This window comes from Nocardioides sp. SR21, from assembly GCF_022761125.1.
Classification (GTDB): domain Bacteria; phylum Actinomycetota; class Actinomycetes; order Propionibacteriales; family Nocardioidaceae; genus Nocardioides.
Genome location: NZ_JAKWJR010000001.1, coordinates 152,679 through 171,064, shown reverse-complemented (window position 1 = coordinate 171,064; position 18,386 = coordinate 152,679). Strand labels below are relative to the sequence as shown.

General features: G+C 72.8%; 14 protein-coding genes. 7 read left to right on the top strand and 7 right to left on the bottom strand.

Going from position 1 to position 18,386, the window contains the following annotated elements; genetic code table 11:
• Window positions 1–42: 42 nt before the first annotated feature.
• Together MJ604_RS00870 and MJ604_RS00865 are read right to left on the bottom strand one after the other, a co-directional pair.
• A complete protein-coding gene (locus MJ604_RS00870; RefSeq protein ID WP_243056388.1) occupies window positions 43–1,014 on the bottom strand; it encodes a pirin family protein in 972 nt (323 codons plus the stop codon).
• 10 nt (window positions 1,015–1,024) lie between these two features.
• The gene (locus tag MJ604_RS00865; protein ID WP_243056387.1) at window positions 1,025–3,382 is read right to left on the bottom strand and encodes an FdhF/YdeP family oxidoreductase; all 2,358 of its coding nucleotides are present in this window, start codon (window positions 3,380–3,382) and stop codon (window positions 1,025–1,027) included.
• Window positions 3,383–3,520: 138 nt separating this feature from the next.
• Here MJ604_RS00865 and MJ604_RS00860 point away from each other — a divergent pair, with 138 nt between their 5' ends.
• The gene (locus MJ604_RS00860) at window positions 3,521–4,315 is read left to right on the top strand and encodes a hypothetical protein (RefSeq protein WP_243056386.1); all 795 of its coding nucleotides are present in this window, start codon (window positions 3,521–3,523) and stop codon (window positions 4,313–4,315) included.
• A 4-nt stretch (window positions 4,316–4,319) separates the two neighbouring features.
• On the opposite strand, the gene MJ604_RS00855 is transcribed toward MJ604_RS00860, so the two are convergent.
• On the bottom strand, window positions 4,320–4,616 hold the full coding sequence (locus tag MJ604_RS00855; RefSeq protein WP_243056385.1) for a DUF1905 domain-containing protein: 297 nt from the start codon (window positions 4,614–4,616) through the stop codon (window positions 4,320–4,322).
• A gap of 148 nt (window positions 4,617–4,764) precedes the next feature.
• On the opposite strand from MJ604_RS00855, the gene MJ604_RS00850 reads away from it, so the two are divergent.
• Window positions 4,765–5,832, top strand: a complete 1,068-nt coding sequence (locus tag MJ604_RS00850; protein ID WP_243056851.1) for a glycosyltransferase — start codon at window positions 4,765–4,767, stop codon at window positions 5,830–5,832.
• On the opposite strand, the gene MJ604_RS00845 is transcribed toward MJ604_RS00850, so the two are convergent.
• The gene (locus tag MJ604_RS00845; RefSeq protein ID WP_243056384.1) at window positions 5,829–7,016 is read right to left on the bottom strand and encodes a homogentisate 1,2-dioxygenase; all 1,188 of its coding nucleotides are present in this window, start codon (window positions 7,014–7,016) and stop codon (window positions 5,829–5,831) included. The two genes, MJ604_RS00850 and MJ604_RS00845, sit on opposite strands and share 4 nt — an antisense overlap.
• Window positions 7,017–7,091: 75 nt before the next feature.
• Between MJ604_RS00845 and MJ604_RS00840 the strand changes: the two genes are divergently transcribed.
• Window positions 7,092–7,937: a hypothetical protein gene (locus tag MJ604_RS00840; RefSeq protein ID WP_243056383.1), complete on the top strand. Its 846-nt coding sequence runs from the start codon at window positions 7,092–7,094 to the stop codon at window positions 7,935–7,937.
• On the top strand, window positions 7,934–9,106 hold the full coding sequence (gene fahA, locus MJ604_RS00835) for a fumarylacetoacetase (protein WP_243056382.1): 1,173 nt from the start codon (window positions 7,934–7,936) through the stop codon (window positions 9,104–9,106). The genes MJ604_RS00840 and fahA overlap by 4 nt, the downstream gene beginning before the upstream one ends.
• On the opposite strand, the gene MJ604_RS00830 is transcribed toward fahA, so the two are convergent.
• On the bottom strand, window positions 9,093–11,027 hold the full coding sequence (locus tag MJ604_RS00830; RefSeq protein WP_243056381.1) for a hypothetical protein: 1,935 nt from the start codon (window positions 11,025–11,027) through the stop codon (window positions 9,093–9,095). The genes fahA and MJ604_RS00830 overlap by 14 nt on opposite strands.
• A gap of 138 nt (window positions 11,028–11,165) precedes the next feature.
• On the opposite strand from MJ604_RS00830, the gene MJ604_RS00825 reads away from it, so the two are divergent.
• Window positions 11,166–14,030, top strand: a complete 2,865-nt coding sequence (locus MJ604_RS00825; RefSeq protein WP_243056380.1) for an AAA family ATPase — start codon at window positions 11,166–11,168, stop codon at window positions 14,028–14,030.
• On the opposite strand, the gene MJ604_RS00820 is transcribed toward MJ604_RS00825, so the two are convergent.
• Both MJ604_RS00820 and mptB read right to left on the bottom strand, forming a co-directional pair.
• The gene (locus tag MJ604_RS00820; RefSeq protein ID WP_243056379.1) at window positions 13,982–14,296 is read right to left on the bottom strand and encodes a hypothetical protein; all 315 of its coding nucleotides are present in this window, start codon (window positions 14,294–14,296) and stop codon (window positions 13,982–13,984) included. The genes MJ604_RS00825 and MJ604_RS00820 overlap by 49 nt on opposite strands.
• A gap of 60 nt (window positions 14,297–14,356) precedes the next feature.
• Window positions 14,357–15,775 (bottom strand): polyprenol phosphomannose-dependent alpha 1,6 mannosyltransferase MptB, encoded by a 1,419-nt coding sequence (gene mptB / locus MJ604_RS00815; RefSeq protein WP_243056378.1) that lies wholly within the window; start codon window positions 15,773–15,775, stop codon window positions 14,357–14,359.
• 66 nt (window positions 15,776–15,841) lie between these two features.
• Between mptB and MJ604_RS00810 the strand changes: the two genes are divergently transcribed.
• Complete coding sequence (locus MJ604_RS00810; RefSeq protein ID WP_243056377.1) at window positions 15,842–17,143, top strand: FAD-dependent monooxygenase; 1,302 nt, start codon at window positions 15,842–15,844, stop codon at window positions 17,141–17,143.
• Entirely contained in the window at window positions 17,136–18,386 is a 1,251-nt protein-coding gene (locus MJ604_RS00805; protein WP_243056376.1) for a GNAT family N-acetyltransferase, read from the top strand. The genes MJ604_RS00810 and MJ604_RS00805 overlap by 8 nt, the downstream gene beginning before the upstream one ends.

Genomic DNA, 18,386 nt, shown 5'->3' with positions numbered 1-18,386 from the left:
CGACAGATCTCCCCTGTCGCCCGAACCTCGACACCCGGGGGGCTAGCGCCGCTCCTTCAGCCGCGCGTTGGGCAGCGGAGGTGCGGGGATCGGCGGCAGCTCGTCGCCGACGGGGATGCCGAAGCGGCCCTCGACCAGGCCGGTGTCGGTGATCTGGCCCTGCCACTCGGTGCGGTAGCCGGCGATCTCGTCGTGCGAGCGGCCGACGAAGTTCCACCACATCACGATGCTCTCGCCGAACGGCGGTCCGCCCAGGAGCAGCAGCCGCGCGGGCGCGTCGTACGTCCTGAGCGCGAGCGTCGAGCGGCCGGGCGGGACGTAGGCGAGGTCGTCCTTCTTCGCGTCGGTGCCGTCGACGCCGACCACGCCGCTGTCGACGAGGACCCCGTGCTCGTACGTCGCATCGACGTCCAAGGTGAGCGCGGTGCCCGGCTCGAGCAGCAGCTCCGCGCCGAGCAGCGGGGAGTACGTCGGCACCGGGGAGGTGTCGCCGAGCAGCGAGCCGAGGAACACCCGCACCTCCCAGCCCGTACCGGTGACCGGCGTCGGCGCGTGGTGGGTGAAGCCGGGGTCGGTGTGCCGGTGGGCGTCGGGCAGGGCGACCCACAGCTGCGCGCCGTGCAGCGTGCTCGTCGCGGCGGTCGAGACCTCGGAGTGGCTGATGCCGCGTCCCGCGGTCATCAGGTTCACCTCGCCGGGCCGCACCATCGCGTGGTTGCCGGCGCTGTCGCGGTGCTCGATCTCGCCGGTGAACAGCCAGCTCACCGTCTGCAGCCCGGTGTGCGGGTGCGGGGCGACCTTCATCCCACCGGAGTCCGCCACCTCGTCCGGACCGTAGTGGTCGACGAAGCACCAGGCGCCGATCAGCGACCGGTGCCGTTGCGGCAGCGTGCGGCGTACCCGCATCGCGCGGGGTCCGCCGAGCGGGACGTCGCGGGGCGTCATGATCTCCACGTCCGACGCCGCCGTCGCGGTGCACTCGACCTCGTCGGGCCGGTCCTCCAGGTTGCTCATGCCTCACCCCTCACGCCAGGTGCTCCGGTTCCACGTGTCGCTTCGCCTCGTCACCGCGACCGGGCGGGGTCTCGCCGCCACCGCTGCCGCCGCCGTCGGCCTTCTCGAGCCGGATGATCACGGACTTCGAGGTCGGGCAGTTGCTGCCCTCGGCCGTCGACTCGAGCGGCACCAGCGGGTTCGTCTCCGGGTAGTACGCCGCCGCGCACCCGCGCGGCTGGTCGTACGCGACGATCCGGAACGAGGTCGCCTGGCGCTCGGTGCCGTCCCACTCGCTGACCAGGTCGACGTGCTCGCCCTCCGCGAAGCCGAGCGCCGTGATGTCGTCGGGGTGCACGAACACCACCCGACGGCCGTTGGAGATGCCGCGGTAGCGGTCGTCGAGGCCGTAGATCGTGGTGTTGAACTGGTCGTGCGAGCGGATGGTCTGCAGCAGCAGCCGGCCGTCCGGCACCTGCAGGACGTCGGTGGGGCTGACCGTGAAGATCGCCTTGTCGAGCGTGGTCGGGAACGTCCGGCTGTCGCGCGGCGGGTGCGGCAGCACGAAGCCACCCGGGCGGTCGACCTTCTCGTCGTACGCGTCGCATCCGGGGACCACCCGCGCGATCCGGCGCCGGATCTCGGTGTAGTCGCTGCGGAACGCCGCCCACGGGATGGCGTGGCGGTCGCCGAGCGTCGCCTCGGCGAGCGAGCAGACGATGTCGACCTCGGACTTCAGGTACGGCGACGCCGGGTCGAGCGGTCCGCGGGAGGCGTGCACCGCCGACATCGAGTCCTCGACGGTCACCCGCTGGTCGCGACCGCCGGTGCGGTCCTTCTCGCTGCGGCCGAGCACCGGCAGGATCAGCGCCTCCCGGCCGTGCACGACGTGCGAGCGGTTGAGCTTGGTCGAGACGTGCACGGTGAGGGCCGAGCGACGCATCGCGTCCTCGGTGACCTCGGTGTCGGGGGCCGCGGAGACGAAGTTGCCGCCCATCGCGAAGAAGACCGTCGCGTCGCCGTCGTGGAGCGCCTTGATCGACGCGACGGTGTCGAGGCCGTGCTCACGTGGCGGCTCGAAGCCGAACTCGTCACGCAGCCGGTCGAGGAAGTGCCCGGGCGGGCGCTCCCAGATGCCCATGGTGCGGTCGCCCTGGACGTTGGAGTGGCCGCGCACCGGGCAGAGTCCGGCACCGGGCTTGCCGATGTTGCCCTGCAGGAACGCAACGTTCGCGAACTCCTTGATCGTCGCGACCGCGTTGCGGTGCTGGGTGATGCCCATCGCCCAGCAGAGCACCGTGGCGTCGGAGTCACGGAACATCGCTGCGGCCTCCTCGATCTGCGCGCGCGTCAGGCCGGTGGCCTCGAGCACCAGGTCCCAGTCGAGGTCCTGCACGTGTGCGGCCCACGCGTCGAAGCCGGTCGTGTACCGCTCGACGAAGTCGCGGTCCACCGCGCCCCACTCGAGCAGCAGCGAGCCGATCGCCTGGAACAGCGCGAGGTCGCCGTTGATCCGGACCGGGAGGTAGAGGTCGGCGAGCTCGGTGCCCTTGCCGGTGAGGCCGCGGGGCTTCTGCGGGTTCTTGAACCGCACCAGACCGGCCTCGCGCAGCGGGTTGATCGCGAGGATCTTCGCGCCCTTGCGCTTGGCCTCCTCGAGCGCGATGAGCATCCGCGGGTGGTTGGTGCCCGGGTTCTGCCCGGCGATCACGATCAGCTTCGCGTCGTGGACGTCCTGCAGGCTCACCGAGCCCTTGCCGATGCCCATCACCTCGGCGAGCGCGACACCCGAGGACTCGTGGCACATGTTCGAGCAGTCCGGCAGGTTGTTGGTGCCGAAGGCGCGCACGAACAGCTGGTAGGCGAACGCCGCCTCGTTCGACGTCTTGCCCGAGGTGTAGAAGATCGCCTGGTCCGGCGACGCCAGCGCGTTGAGGTGACCGGCGATCAGGCCGAACGCGTCGTCCCACGAGACCGGCTCGTAGTGGGTGCCGCCGGCCCGGAGCACCATCGGCTCGGTGATCCGGCCCTGCTGCCCGAGCCAGTAGTCGGTGCGCTCCTCCAGGTCGGCGAGCGGGTGCTCGGCGAAGAACTCCCGGCCGACCCGGCGCAGGGTCGCCTCCTCGGTGACCGCCTTGGCGCCGTTCTCGCAGAACTCCGCGTGGTGCCGCTGACTCGGGTCCGGGTCCGGCCACGCGCAGCCCTGGCAGTCGAAGCCGTCGACCTGGTTGAGCCGCGTCAGGGTCTTCGCCGTACGGCGCACGCCCATCTGCTCGAGGGCGCGCTTCATGGTGATCGCCACCGCGGTCGGCCCGGCCGCCACCTGCTTGGGAGCGTCGACGTCCAGCTCTCGCTCGTCGATGTCCTCCTGCGGCGGCTTCCGGCTCATGCGCGTCCTCGCTCGCTCATGGCTCCATCCTCTCGCGGCTCGCAAGGCAATGCCCCGATGGGACCTGTTGGTCGGACCCGCGTAGGCACTAGGTTGCGGTTGGCCTTCCCAGGGGAGTGTCCCGAGCCAGGAGGAAACGTGTCCACGAACGAGCCACCGCCGCCGCCGTACGAGAGCTACGGCGAGTCGACCCCGCCGCCGCCCCCGCCGCCCCCGCCGCAGCCCGCGCCTCCCGGTGGTGCCGGCGGCTACAGCGTCGGCAACGCGTTCAGCTACGGCTGGAACAAGTTCACCGCGAACCTCGGCCAGATCCTGGTCGCCGTCCTCGTACTGGTCGGCGCGCTGATCGTGCTCCAGATCATCGGCTTCGTGGTGGCCAACGCGGCCGCCTGCGACCCGACCATCAACCTGCGCACCGGCGAGGTCGAGGAGTGCGGCGGGTTCTTCAGCCTGCAGTTCTTCCTGCAGTGGGGATTCAGCCTCATCAGCTGGATCGTCTCGATGATCATCGGCGCCGGCATCGTCCGCTACGCGCTGGCGATCACCGAGGGCCGCGACCTCGACCCGGCCACGCTGCTCAAGCCGCACAAGCTCGGTGACGTCGTCGTCGCCTCGCTGCTGATCGGCATCGCGACGTTCGTCGGCTTCGTGCTCTGCGTGATCCCGGGCCTGCTGGTCATGTTCTTCACGTCGTACACGCTGTACTTCCTGATGGACCGCGAGGAGCTCGGTGCGATCGATGCGATCAAGGCGAGCTTCGAGTTCACGAAGAACAACGCCGGCAACGTGATCCTGTGGTTCCTGCTCAGCGTGGTCGCGTGGTTCGTCGGCGCGCTGCTCTGCGGCATCGGCCTGATCGTGGCGGTCCCGGTCGTCCTGATCGGTACGGCGTACACGTACAAGGCGCTGAACGGCGAGCCCGTCGCGGCGTAGCTAGCTAGATCAGCTCGAGCGTGACCCGCGCCGAGTCCCCGGGATCGAGGGACTCGGCGCGGCGCACCGCCTTCTTCAGCGGGAGCGAGTAGCCGCTCCTGCCGGGGAACACCGACGTCCGCCACGTCGTGGCGCCGATCGTCGCCTCGACACGCACCGAGCCGAACCCGCGCGGCGGACCTGCGTGCACCCGGATGTCCTCGCTCTCGTCCTCGGGCACGGTGAGGAAGAACCACGCCGTGCTCTCGGGAGAGGACTCCCACTCCCACACTGTCGCGTCGAACTCGCACGTCCAGCCCATGGCGGCATGGTGCACCACTGCTGGTCTCGACACGAGTCTCGACATCGAGCAGCCACCTCGGCACCCCCACCCGTTCACGCGGGCACGACACGGTCTCCCCGTGCGCATCGCCCAGCTCGCCAACTTCATCGGGCCCGCCTCCGGCGGCATGAAGACCGCGGTCGCCGCGCTCGGGAGCGGGTACGTCGCCGCCGGGTGCGAGCGGCTGCTGGTGGTGCCCGGGCCGGTCGACCGGGTGACCGCGACCGCACACGGTGACGTCGTCCAGATCCGGGCGCCGCGGGTCGGTGGCGGCTACCGGCTGATCGTCGAGCCGTGGCGGGTCACCGACGTGCTGGAGCGCTTCGCGCCCACCTCGGTGGAGCTCAGCGACAAGCTCACGCTGCTGCCCGTGACCCGGTGGGCGCGCCGCCGCGGGGTCGGGTCCGTGCTGTTCTCGCACGAGCGGCTCGACGACATGCTCGCGCTGCGCAGCGGGCGCGAGACCACGTCGAAGGTCTCGATCGCGATGCTGAACCGCGTGCTGGTCCGCAGCTTCGACACCGTCGTGGTCACGTCGCGCTATGCGCAGCAGGAGTTCCAGGCGGTCGCGGAGGCGGCGGGCTGCCCGATGGTGCGTGTGCCCCTCGGGGTGGACCTCGACACGTTCCGGCCGCACCCCTCGGCCGCCGACCCGCGTCTGCTCCGGCTCACCCACGTCGGCCGACTGTCGCGCGAGAAGTCGCCGCACCTGGCGGTCGAGACGGCCGTCGAGCTGCACCGCCGCGGCGTACCCGTCCGGCTCGACGTGTACGGCGAGGGCCCCCACCTCGACGAGCTCGTGGCGATCGCCGGCGCTGCGCCCGTGGTGTTCCACGGGTTCGTGGACGGTCGCGAGGACCTGAGCCGCCGGATCTCCGCGGCCGACGTCGCGCTGTCGGTCTGCCCGGGTGAGACCTTCGGCCTCGCCGTGCTGGAGGCACTGGCCAGCGGCACCCCGGTCGTCACCGCCGACCGCGGCGGCGCGCGTGAGCTGGTGGATGCCACCTCAGGCGCCTGGGCCAACCCCGACCCGGTCGCGCTCGCGGACGCGGTCCTCGAGGTGGCCGCCCGACCTGCCGCTCAACGGCGCCGGGCCGCCCGCCTGCGGGCCGAGCAGTTCCCGTGGCACCGGACCGTCGAGCGGATGCTCGAGGTGCACGCCGCGGTGACCGACGACGTGCTGGTGCCGGCCTAGGCCCGGCGCCCGCTCCAGGTCCAGGCGTACGCCGGGTCCTCGACGGCCAGCCCGCCCTCGCCGAGGTCGAGCGGGGCGAACGTGTCGACCATGACCGCGGACTCCTCGAAGAACTCCGCACCCAGCGACGCCTCGATCGCCGAGGGCTGCGGGCCGTGGGCGTACCCGCCCGGGTGCAGCGAGATCGAGCCGATGCCGATGCCCGAGCCCTTGCGGGCCTCGTAGTCCCCGCCGACGTAGAACATCACCTCGTCGCTGTCGACGTTCGAGTGGTAGTACGGCACCGGGATCGCCAGCGGGTGGTAGTCGACCTTGCGCGGCAGGAAGTTGCAGATCACGAAGTTGTGGCCCTCGAAGACCTGGTGCACCGGCGGCGGCTGGTGGATCTTGCCGGTGATCGGCATGTAGTCCTCGATGTTGAACGTGTACGGGTACAGGCAGCCGTCCCACCCGACCACGTCGAACGGGTGCGTCGCATACGTCATCCGCGTCCCGACGATCCCGGCGCTGGTGCGGTGCTTCACCAGCACCTCGACGTCGTTGCCCTCGCGGGTGATCGGCTGCTCCGGGCCGTAGAGGTCGCGTTCGCAGTACGGCGCGTGCTCGAGCAGCTGGCCGTAGCGCGAGAGGTACCGCTTGGGCGGCGCGACGTGGCTGTTCGCCTCGATCGCGTACAGCCGGCTCGCCTCGGCCGGCACCCACCGGTGCGTGGTCGCGCGCGGGATCACGACGTAGTCACCCGCCCGGTAGCCGACGACACCGAACACCGTCTCGACCACGCCGGTGCCGGACTCGACGTACACGCACTCGTCGCCGATGGCGTTGCGGTAGTACGGCGACGCGTCGGTCCCGGTGACGACGTACGCGATCCGCACGTCGTTGTTGCCGAGCACCAGGCGGCGGTCGGTCACCGCGTCGGCGCCGGTCTCGCCCCCGAACGCCAGGTCGTGCAGCGTGAGGTGTCGGGGCTTCAGCGGGTGGTTGGGCGTGCGGGTCTGGTCGGGCAGCTCCCACACCTCGCTCGCCACGATCGCCGAGGGCACACCGCGGTGGTAGAGCAGCGAGGAGTCGGAGGAGAAGCCCTCCTCCCCCATCAGCTCCTCGTAGTAGAGGCGGCCGTCCTCGTCGCGGAACTGGGTGTGCCGCTTCGGGGGTACCGCACCGATGCGTCGGTAGTGGGCCATCTCGCTCCGCCTCCCGGTTTGTTCGACTATCGAACGCATTCGTCCGCTATGTGTCTCATGGTTAGAGTAGTCAACGTGTCAACGGAACCCCTGCCGAGCCCGTGGAGAGGGCTGGTCGACGACGCCGCAATCTTCCCCCCGGGAGACGTCCCGCTCGCCGAGGCGGCGGCCGCGCACCAGACCCGCCGGTCGGATCCGTACGCCGACCTGGTCGGCACGTTCGTCGTCAAGGACCTCGACCTCCCGGCCCTCAAGGCCACCCCGCTCGCGCTCTCCGTGGTGATCACCGGCGGCGCCGGGCAGATCGCCGGGACGGCCGCGCTGGCCCGCAAGCTGCACATCGCCGTCGAGGGCGTCGAGATCGCGCTGCGCGACCCCGACGACCCGGTCGGCAACGCCCGCCGCGTCGCCGCCGCGGTCGACGCGGCACGCGGCGAGGGGAAGCTCGACGACCACGTGCCCGTGTACGTCGAGCTCCCCCACGTCGGGTCGACCGGATCCTGGCTGGCCGCGGCCGACGAGGTCGCCGCGAACGAGTTCCGGCTGAAGTTCCGCACGGGCGGCCTGGATGCCTCGGCGTTCCCGGCCGCACCCGCACTCGCCGGGTGGATCGACGCGGCACTCGACCGCGAGACGCCGTTCAAGTGCACGGCCGGGCTGCACCGCGCGGTGCGGCACACGGGCGAGGACGGCTTCGAGCACCACGGGTTCCTCAACGTCCTGGCCGCGACCCGCAACGCGTTCGACGGGGCCGCGCTCGACGAGGTCGTCGCGACGCTCGAGGAGCGCGAGCCCGCCGTGCTCGTGGAGAACGCCGACGGGCTCGACCGCGCCCGCCGCTGGTTCACGTCGTTCGGCTCCTGCTCGGTGCAGGAGCCGCTCGACGACCTGCTCGCCTACGGCCTCCTGGAGGGAACATGACGACCTGGGTCGAGGGAGCCGCCGGCTCCCTGTTCGACGTCGACAACCTGCCGTACGGCGTGTTCTCCCACGCCGGCGAGGAGCCGCGCGTCGGCGTGCGCATCGGCGACCATGTCCTCGACCTGGCACCGGTCGCGGCCGCCGAGATGCTCGACGTGCACCACGTGTTCGAGGAGCGCTCGTTGAACGCGCTGATGGCCGAGGGCCGTCGGGTCCGCGCGTCCGTGCGCACCTGGATCACCGGGCTGCTGACCGACGAGACCGAGCGCGACCTGGTCGAGCCGCACCTGGTGCCGCTCGCGGACGTCACGATGCACCTGCCGGTCGAGGTCGCCGACTACGTCGACTTCTACGCCTCCGAGCACCACGCGACCAACGTCGGCAGGATCTTCCGTCCCGACGGTGAGGCACTGCTGCCGAACTGGAAGCACCTCCCGGTCGGCTACCACGGCCGCGCCGGCACCGTCGTCGCGTCCGGCACCCCCGTCGTGCGCCCCAGCGGCCAGAAGCCCGGCGGCGGGTTCGGCCCCTCGGCCCGGCTGGACATCGAGGCCGAGCTCGGCTTCGTGGTCGGAACCCCGTCGGAGCTCGGCACCCCGGTGTCGTACGACGCGTTCGCCGACCACGTGTTCGGGGTGGTCGGCCTCAACGACTGGTCCGCGCGCGACATCCAGGCGTGGGAGTACGTGCCGCTCGGCCCGTTCCTCGGCAAGTCGTTCGCGACGTCGATCTCGCACTGGGTCACCCCGATCGAGGCGCTCGACGCGGCGTGGGTCGACCTGCCCGGCCAGGACCCGGAACCCTTGCCCTACCTGGGCCCTGGAGCCACGAAGGGCCTCGACATCGACGTCGAGGTCGTGGTCAACGGCGACGTGGTCAGCCGCCCGCCGTTCCGCACGATGTACTGGTCGCCGGCGCAGATGCTAGCGCACCTGACCGTCAACGGCGCCTCGCTGCGCACCGGCGACCTGTACGGGTCCGGCACGATCAGCGGTCCGTCGCCCGACCAGCGCGGCTCGCTGCTCGAGATCGGCTGGGGCGACGAGACCGCGTTCCTCGCCGACGGCGACGAGGTGACGCTGCGCTACAAGGCCCCGGGCACCTCGGGCGGCGCGATCGCGCTCGGTGAGGTGACCGGGGCCGTGCAGCCGGCCGCTACTTGGCGATGACGACCCCGTCGATCACGACGGGCCTGCCGTCCGGGCTGACCACCGTGATCACGAGCTTGCCGCTCTTGACCGCCCCGAAGGTCTTCACCGGCACGACCTTCTTCTTGCCGGTGCCCTTGAGGCTGAACACGCCGAGGTCCTGACCGGCGAAGCTCACCCGGACCGACCCGGCGTTCGGCGACTTGGCCACGACCAGCGCGATCCGCTTGGCCTTCGCGCCCGTCAGCGTCAGCCGCGCATTCTTGTCGACCGTCGTGACGACGGTGCCCCGGTAGTGCCCCTTGCCCTTCGCCTTGACGAACCCGGTGGTGGCCTTCAGCGTCCGGTCGTCGACCGGCGCGGTGGTGCAGCGCTGCGACCACATCGAGAGGTTCCCGACCGTGTCCCGCATCTGCACCGACGCGCACGACGTCCGGCCCGGGGCGATCCCCAGCCCCAGGGTGTGCTCGTCGGTGTCCGACGCCAGCTGCTTCGGGTCACCGAAGGTGCCGTTCCAGGCCGCCTGCCGAACCACGACGTCGGAGTCCACCACCGCCGAGAACCGGTCGAGGCCGCTCCACGTCAGCTCGTAGGACTTCCCGAGCGCGGTCGCCGGCGCCTTGGTCTCGATCGTCGGACCGGCGATGTCGAGGAAGGCCCCGACGAGCTCGTCGGGCAGCACGCCGGCCAGCAGGGCGTTGCCCTGGTCGTCCATCCCGGCGACGGCGCTTCCGGACACGAAGTTCTGGTCACCCGAGTCGAAGGGGGTGAACGGGACGATGGACCGGGTGCGGTACGACGCCAGCAGGCGACCGCTGCCGCCGTACGCGATCATCGTGACGCCGGTGTCGCTGGTCATCGCGGTCGGGCTCGTCGGCGAGAACACGCCGACCTTCAGGGCGCCGGGCACCCAGTCGCCGACCGGCTTGCTGCTGGCGTAGCCGATGCCGTTGGTGCCGTCGATGGTCGACCGCCAGGCCACGAGGGCGTCGCCGTCGGCGTTCATGTCGATGCTCGGGTCGCCGGCATCGGTGTTCGCCGGCGACACGAACGAGGGGTTGCCGGTGTTGCCGTTCGGCTGCACCTTCACGGCCTCGAGCCGGTGGTCGCCCTCCCAGCTGCGCGTGAAGGCGACCTGGCCGAAGCCCGAGTCGCTGACGGCGACGTCGGTCTCCAGGCCGTGCACGCCCTCCGACACCTCGACTGCGTCCTGCCAGGACGTGGCACCCGCGGCGAGCCGGCTGACCCGGATGACGTTGTCCGCGTCCGGGCCCTCGTCGTCCTGGAACGACACCAGCCCGGCTCCGGACTCGTTGACGTCGATCGCCGGCCCGAAGCCGTCGTCGCTGCCGGACAGGAGCTTCGACTCGGCCTCGCTGCCGTCGTCGTCCCACGTGGTGACCTCGACCATCCGGAGGTCTGCTCCCCCGACGGCGACGTACGCCGCGTGCAGCCGGCCGTCGCCGCTGAGGGCGAGGTCGGCGGCGCCGTCCACGGTGGCGCCGAGCGGCGAGATCAGCGCGCGGCCGTCCCAGGTGCTGCTCGTGAGCCGGCGGGAGGCGGCCAGTCGGAGGTCGTCGTTCAGGTCGGGCTGCAGCCAGGTGACCACGGCGTCCCCGTCGTCGTTGATCGCGACCGACGGGGCGGCGGCGTCCTTGCCGGCGTCCGAGACGGTGGAGACCTTGCCCCAGACACCGCTGTAGGCGGAGGCCACCTGCACCCGCAGGTCGGATCCGACCTCGCGGACCCAGGCCGCAACGGCGGTGCCGTCGTCGGCGACCGCGACGGTCGCGTCCGTGGGCAGTGCGCCCGCCTTGCTGATCGAGGAGTTCTTCACCCAGGTGGGCGTGGCCTCGGCGGGGAGGGCGCCGGCGAGGAGGGTGGTGGCGAGCGCGGCGGTGGCCAGCGACGCGACCGCGGTACGGGACAGGGGGCGTGACATGGGAGTGGGTGCCTCTCGTGAGTGCCGACCTCGTTGTCGGCGGGTACCAGAACCCTCGTCGCGGACCCACCCCCCGGACATCCGTCACTACTACGTAAGCGAGTGCGACCACCTACGCATCTAGTTACAGTGCGGCAGGTGAAGTGCCCGGTCCTGGTCAGCAGGGACACCGAGACAGGCCGCCTGCGTGCCGCGACGGAGCACGCCGCCGCCGGCCGTGGCGCCACCATCGTCCTCACCGGTGAGCCGGGGGTGGGCAAGTCCCGGACCGTCGCCGCCCTCCAGGCCGACGCCGAGGAGCGCGGCCTGGTCGTGTTCTCGGGCCGCGCCGTGCGGGCGTCGACCCCGACGCCGCTGCGCCCGCTGAGCGAGGCGCTCCTCGCCTGGCTGCGCCGCAACGAGCTCCCGGCCTCGGCCCGGCTGGATCCCTTCCGACCGTCGCTGGCCCGGCTCGCGCCGCAGCTCTGGGACGACCGCGCGGGCGAGCAGGCCACGTCGCTGGTGCTGCTCGGCGAGGCGCTGCTGCGGCTCGCCACGGCGGTCGGCGACGGGCGCGGCTGCCTCCTCGTCCTCGAGGACCTGCACTGGTCCGACCCGGAGACGCTCGCCGTCCTCGAGTACGTCGCCGACAACGTCGCCGACGTCCCGCTGCTGGTCGTCGTCACCACGCGTCCCGGCGAGTCGGCCGCCACCCAGCTGCTGGTGGACGCCCTCGTCTCCCGCGGGTCGGCCGAGTGCGTCGAGCTGGGCGTCCTCGACCCCGCCGCCACCGACGCGATGGTGGTGGCCTGTCTCGGCGGTAGCGCTCCGCCCGAGGTGCACGAGTTCGTGACCGCGAACGCCGAGGGCGTGCCCCTGCTGGTCGAGGAGCTGCTCACCGGCATGCAGGCCGCCGGCGCCCTCGTCGCCGCGGCGGACGGGACCTGGCGGGCGGACGGGCCGATCACGGCCGCCGTACCGGAGACGTTCGCGCGGACCGTGCAGCTGCGGCTGCAGAGCCAGTCCCCCGTCGTGCAGCAGGTCGCGCGCGCCGCCGCCGTGCTGGGCTCCGACTTCGACTGGGCGCCGCTGACGGCCGCCCTCGACCTGGACGACGCGACCGTGCTCGAGGCGCTCCGCACCCTGGTCGACCAGCAGATCGTCGCCGCCCGGGAGCAGAGCTTCGCGTTCCGGCACGCGCTCACCCGCGAGGCCGTGCTGGCCGCCCTGCTGCCTCCGGAGCGGGCCGAGCTCGCGTCCCGCCTCGCCGAGGCGTGCGCCCGTCCGGACGCCGCCCTCGACCAGCAGACCCTGGCCGAGCTCTTCGACCTGGCCGGCGACAGCGAGCGGTCCGCGGCCGCGTGGCACACCGCGGCCGTCGACGCGCTGGGCAAGGGCGCGCTGGCCACCGCCCTGGAGATGGTCGGGCGCGCCGGGGACCTCGTCGCTCCGGACTCCGAGACCGGCCTCGCCGTCCGGCAGACCCTGCTCGAGGTGCACGCCCTCGCCGGCGACTCCCCTGCCGCGCTCCGGGTCGGCGGGTCGCTCCTCGCCGACCTCGAGCGGTCGGGGGCGGCCGCCGACCGGCTGGCGCCGGTACGGCTGCGGCTCGCGCGAGCGGCGTACGCCGGAGGCCTGTGGGACGAGGCCGCAGACCTGCTCTCGACCATCGACGGGGTCGACCCCGCCGGTACGGCGGTGCTGCGCGCCGGGGTCGCCCTCGGCCGGCTGCAGCCGGACGATGCCGTGGTCGAGGCGCGGGTGGCGCTCGACGCCGCCGGCGACCGGGCCGACGTCGCGTGCGAGGCCTGGGAGGTCATCGGCCGGGCCGCCCGCGGACGCGACGTGCTCCAGGCGGAGGAGGCGTTCGAGGAGGCCTACCGGATCGCCGAGCAGAACGGCCTCGGCCACTGGCGCGCCCGGATCCTCCAGCAGCTGGGCAGCCTCGACCTGGTCGGCCGCCGACCCACCGAGGACCGCCTCCTCGCCGCGCGCGCCGCCGCACTGGAGGCCGGTTCGCTCGCGACGGCGGCGGTCGTCGACCTGCAGCTCAACCTGCTCCGCATCCGCTACCTGGACCTGGAGCGCGCGATGGCCGCGGCCGACGCCGCGATCCCGCTGATGACGCGGCTGCGGCTCCCCGCGCTCGGCAGCGCCTACCTGATCCGCGCCATGACGCACGGCCTGGCCGGGCGGCCGGAAGAGATGGAGGTCGACCTGGCCGCGGGGCTGCGCACCGCTCCGGATGATCCCGAGCTGGTCGCCGGGAAGGACGCCCACGTCCGCGGGCCGGTGGCGCTGGCGCGCGGGCGGTACGACGAGGCGCGCGACGCGTTCGCCGCCGGCATGGAGGTCTACCGCCTGCACCCCGGGCTGGCGTTCTCGATGCGCGGCCTGTGGGCACTGCTGGAGACCGTGCTCGGCGACGGTTCTGCGGCTCGTGCGGAGGTGCGCGACGGACCGCAGATCACCAGCCCGCACAACTGGTTCGCGCTGCGGTACGCCGACGCCGTCGCGCTCGGTCGCGAGGGCCGCGCCGAGGAGGCCGAGCAGACGTTCGCCGACGCGACCTGGACCCACCCCGGACCCGAGCCGTGGATGGAGGTCCACATGCGCGGCCTGGTCGCCCGAGCCGCGGCCGCCGACGGCTGGGGCGAGCCCGAGCTGTGGTTCCGCCAGACCCTGGACGGCCTGGTCGAGGCCGGCCAGACCGAGGCCGCCTCGGCCTGCCGGGCGGCGATGCGGGAGGCCGGGATCGCGGTGCCCCGCAAGGCTGCGGGCGCGCGCCAGGTGCCCCAGCACCTGCAGCACCTCGGCGTGACCTCGCGGGAGTACGACGTGCTCGAGCTCGTCGCCGAGGGGCTCACCAACCAGGCGATCGCCGAGCGGCTGTTCCTCTCGACGCGCACCGTCGAGACGCACGTGGCGCGCCTTCTCCAGCGCACCGGCAGCGGGGGTCGCGGCCAGCTGGTCACCTACGTCGCTGCGCCGAGCGCGGGCGGGCGGGACGTCACCGCGATCTGATCGGCCAGCACGACCTTCTCGAAGTTCCAGGCGCGGGCGGGGTCCCCGGCCTCGGCGGCCACGATCCCGGCGACCGACCGGGCGTCCTCGAGCGTCTCGAAGTCGAGCACGACCAGGCAGCAGCCCTGGTCCTCGCTGCGCAGCCAGCGGCCGGCCGTGAACCCCGGCAGCCGCCGCACCCACGGGAGCACCTCGTCACGGACCGTCCGCAGCACGGAGTCGCCGCGTCGCGGGTCGAGCACCATCGTCAGCACCAGGGTCGCCATGGCCCGAGCCTCTCGCTGCGGCCCGGCACCGGACATCCGTGACGGGTACGCATTCAAGCGCTACGCGGCGCCCGCCGGATGTCGTGGCTGGGGCAGCTGCACCGGGATCCACTCGGCGGAGACGATCCGCTCGATCCGGGCCCGCGAGCGGCGGGTGAGCAGCAGCAGCGGCACGAGCAGCGCGATCAGCAGGCTGCCCAGCACGATCGCGAGGTAGGCCTCGTGGAGCGAGGAGTCCATCGGCGCGACCAGGCCGAAGACCGTGGAGCCCGCGAGCAGTCCGGCCATCGCGACGCGCGGGAGCCGCATCGTGGCGAGGAACGGCACCACCCAGAGCAGGTACCAGAGGTGCACGACGGGCCCGAGGACCACGGTCACCCCGACCACCATGGCCACGCCCTGCAGCGCCTGCGAGCGGTCACCGGTCCGCCAGCGCAGCGCGACCGCGAGCACGACCGCGCCGGCGACGAGGGTCCCCACGTTCCGGATCCCGAGCATCGCCATCACCGACAGCGGCGTCGTCACGGTGCCGGGCACGGCGAGCCCGGCGATCCAGCCGCTGCCGAGCCCGGTGACCGCACCGAGCCCGAGCAGGGTCCCCACGGACACGACCGCGACGCCCGCGAGCCGGCGTACCCGTGGGAGGAGCGGAGCGGCGAGCGGGAGCGTCACCAGCGCGACGCCCACGCAGGCCAGGCCTCCCGGGAGCTTCACCGCGGCGGCCAGGCCGCCGAGGACGGCGCCGAGCACCCAGCCGCGCTCGGCGGCGACCACCAGCGCGGCGGCCATCAGGCCGACCATGAGCAGGTCGTTGTGCAGCCCTCCGACGCCGTGGGCGAGCATCAGCGGGGAGGCGAGGACGACCGCGGACGCGAGCGCCGGGTTCACCCCCGTCCACGACGCCAGGCGTGGCACCGCCCACGCGAGCAGCAGCAGTCCGGCCAGCGCGACGATCCGGTGCCCGACCACGAGCACCCACGGATTCCCGGTCAGGCCGGCGGCGAAGTCCCCCGCGATCAGGGGGACCGGGCCGTACGGCGTGATCGTGTCCATCCAGCGCGGGTCGACCGCCTCGACGACGGGTCCGCGCAGCACTCCCGGGCCGTGCTCGTACGGCGAGATCCCCAGGTGCGCCAGCATCCCCTGGGCGGCGTACGACCAGCCGTCGCGCGAGAACAGCGGCGGCGCGAGCACCAGCGGGGCCGACCACACCACGGCGGCGTACCGCACCAGGTGGAGGGCGTCCGCGCGGTCCTCGCCCTCGGCGAGCGCGACGTGCCGGCACAGCGAGAGCCATTCGGCGGCGAGGATCCCCAGCCCGATCAGCACGATCGCGAGGCCGAGCATCCGGCCGGCCTCCGCGCCGCGGAGGTCGAGCAGCAGGTCCTGGTCCATCAACCAGGTCGACGGAGGCAGGGTGGACACGATGAGCCCGCCCACCAGGACGAGCACACTGCCCACGAAGCCACGAGTCAGCACGGTCGCACGCTAGGAAGCGGACTCGGCCTGGCGCTGACGTCCAGGTGAACGTCCTACCCTGACTTCATGTACGACGGCCCGCCGGTGGTGGTCATCGGGAACGGCCCGGTCGGCCAGACGGCCGCGCTGCTGCTGGCCCGCTGGGACCTCCCGGTGCTGGTGCTCGACAGCCACCCGCGGCGCGAGCCGGTCGGGTCGCGCTCGATCTGCCAGCAGCGCGAGACCCTCGACATCTGGGACTCGCTCGGTGCGGGGCGCACGATCGCGGACGAGGGCGTGACCTGGCGGACCGCCCGCACGTACTACCGCGAGCACGAGCTGTTCCACGTCGCGTTCGCCGACACCAGCGGCTCGCCGTTCCCGCCGTGGGTGAACATCGGGCAGGCCCGCGTCGAGCAGGTCCTCGACGAGCGGATCGCGGCCACCCCGTCGATCGAGGTGCGCTGGGGCACCACCGTCACCGGCATCACCGGTGGGACGGTCCAGACCGACCAGGGGGACATCGAGACGCCGTACGTCGTGGGGTGCGCGGGCGCTCGTGGCGACGTCCTGCGCCGGGCGGTCGGCGCGTCCTTCGAGGGGCGGACGTTCGACGACCAGTTCCTGATCTGCGACATCCGCTGCGACCTGCCGGACCGCGAGCTCGAGCGGCGCTTCTACTTCGACCCGGAGTGGAACCCCGGCCGCCAGGTGCTGATGCACCCCTGCCCGGACTCGACGTACCGCATCGACTGGCAGGTGCCACCCGGCTTCGACCTCGCCGCCGAGCAGGCGAGCGGCGACCTCGACCGCCGGATCCGGCGGATCGTGGGCGAGCAGGACTACGAGGTCGTGTGGTGCACGGTGTACCGCTTCCACTCGCGGTGCGCGACCGTGATGGGCCGCGGACGCGTGCTGCTGGCGGGCGACGTCGCGCACCTGATGGCGCCGTTCGGCGCGCGCGGGATGAACTCCGGCGTGGCCGACGCGGAGAACGCCGCGTGGCGGATCGCCTACGCCCTGCACGGCTGGGCGGACCCGAGCATCGTCGACGCGTACGACGCCGAGCGCCGAGCGGCCGCGCAGGAGAACCTCGCGATCACCACCCGCACGATGGACTTCCTGGTCCCGCAGAGCGAGGCCGGCTGGGCGCGCCGCCGCGACGTGCTCGAGCGGGCCGTCACCGACCCGGGCGCGCGGTCCGAGATCGACTCGGGCAAGCTCTACGCGCCGTTCCGGTACGGCGCTCACGCGGACCCGGTCATCGGCGCGCTGCACCCCGACCACGTCGTCCGCGCGTCCGCCCGACTGGCCCGCGGCGGGTTCCTCGCCCACGACAATCTGGTTGTCCGACCTGACGGCCACGTTGTTGGCTGGGGGCATGTCTGACATCCGAGTGGGCGTAGCCGCCTCCGCTGAGCGGTTCATGCGGACCGACACCGTGGTCTGGTTCCAGGAGGTGCTCCCGGCGCCGGTCGAGACGCAGCTGCTTGGCCTGCCGGCCGATCAGCGGTTCGCCGCCGAGGTCGACGGCCCGAGCGACCCGACGACGTACCCGGGCGTCTACGGGGTCTACCCGCTCGAGCTCGCGATCCCCGGCGACCGGCTGGTCCCCTGCGCCGGGCTGACCTGGGTCGGCGTGCACCCCGATCATCGGCGTCGTGGCGTGCTGTCCGCGATGCTGCGCCACCACCTCGAGCAGGTGCGCGACACCCCGGGGACCCACGTCTCCGCGCTGCACGCGAGCGAGCCCGCGATCTACGGCCGGTTCGGCTACGGGCTCGCGTCGCTGGAGCTGCCGATCACGGTGTCGCGCGGCGCCACGTTGGAGGCACCCGCGCTCGACGACACCGCCGCGTCGGTCACGACCCAGCTGACGACCGTGAGTGCCGCCGGCGTCACGCAGCGGATGCACGCGTGCCACCGCGCCGTCGTCGACACCGGGGCGATCGTCGGTGCGCCCGAGTACTACGGGCGGCTGGGGCAGTCGTTCCCCGAGTGGCTGCGCGACAAGGAGCCGTGGCGGGTGCTGTTCGCCCAGCGCGACGGCACGGACGTCGGGTTCGCGATGTTCCGGCGGGAGGCCAAGTGGGAGGCGGCCCGCCCGGCCGGCCGGCTCGAGGTGTTCGCCGCGGTCGGTGAGCCCGCGACGCGGCTGGCGCTGCTGCGCCGGCTGGTCGACTTCGACCTGATCGGCAGCGTCCAGCTGCGCACGGCCAGCGCCGAGGACCCGTTGCTGGACTGGGTCGGCGGCCCCCGCTCGGCGGCAGCCGTCGAGATGTACGACAGCCTCTGGATCCGCCTGGTCGACCTGCCCGAGGCGCTCGCGGCGCGCTCCTGGAGCGCGCCCTGCGACGTGGTCGTCGAGGTCACCGACACCTACGCGCCCTGGAACGCCGGCCGCTGGCGGATCCACGCCGACTCCTCGGGCGCCGCGACCGCCGAGCGCACCGACGCCGACGCCGACCTGGCGCTGCCGGTCGAGGCGCTCGGAGCGGCGTACGTCGGAGGAGGGAACCTGGTCGGCCGGGCCCGGGCCGGGCTCGTCACCGAGGCGCGGCCCGGTGCCGCAGCCGAGCTGTGGCGGGCGATGCGCAGCGACGTGGCCCCCGCCGCGTCGATGATGTTCTGA

What these genes read in the sequence shown, in the direction of transcription:
- MJ604_RS00870 (WP_243056388.1), bottom strand. Translation starts at nt 1,014, where the DNA reads ATGAGCAACCTGGAGGACCGGCCCGACGAGGTCGAGTGCACCGCGACG.
- MJ604_RS00865 (WP_243056387.1), bottom strand. Translation starts at nt 3,382, where the DNA reads ATGAGCCGGAAGCCGCCGCAGGAGGACATCGACGAGCGAGAGCTGGAC.
- MJ604_RS00855 (WP_243056385.1), bottom strand. Translation starts at nt 4,616, where the DNA reads ATGGGCTGGACGTGCGAGTTCGACGCGACAGTGTGGGAGTGGGAGTCC.
- MJ604_RS00850 (WP_243056851.1), top strand. Translation starts at nt 4,765, where the DNA reads ATGAAGACCGCGGTCGCCGCGCTCGGGAGCGGGTACGTCGCCGCCGGG.
- MJ604_RS00845 (WP_243056384.1), bottom strand. Translation starts at nt 7,016, where the DNA reads ATGGCCCACTACCGACGCATCGGTGCGGTACCCCCGAAGCGGCACACC.
- fahA (WP_243056382.1), top strand. Translation starts at nt 7,934, where the DNA reads ATGACGACCTGGGTCGAGGGAGCCGCCGGCTCCCTGTTCGACGTCGAC.
- MJ604_RS00830 (WP_243056381.1), bottom strand. Translation starts at nt 11,027, where the DNA reads ATGTCACGCCCCCTGTCCCGTACCGCGGTCGCGTCGCTGGCCACCGCC.
- MJ604_RS00820 (WP_243056379.1), bottom strand. Translation starts at nt 14,296, where the DNA reads ATGGCGACCCTGGTGCTGACGATGGTGCTCGACCCGCGACGCGGCGAC.
- MJ604_RS00810 (WP_243056377.1), top strand. Translation starts at nt 15,842, where the DNA reads ATGTACGACGGCCCGCCGGTGGTGGTCATCGGGAACGGCCCGGTCGGC.
- MJ604_RS00805 (WP_243056376.1), top strand. Translation starts at nt 17,136, where the DNA reads ATGTCTGACATCCGAGTGGGCGTAGCCGCCTCCGCTGAGCGGTTCATG.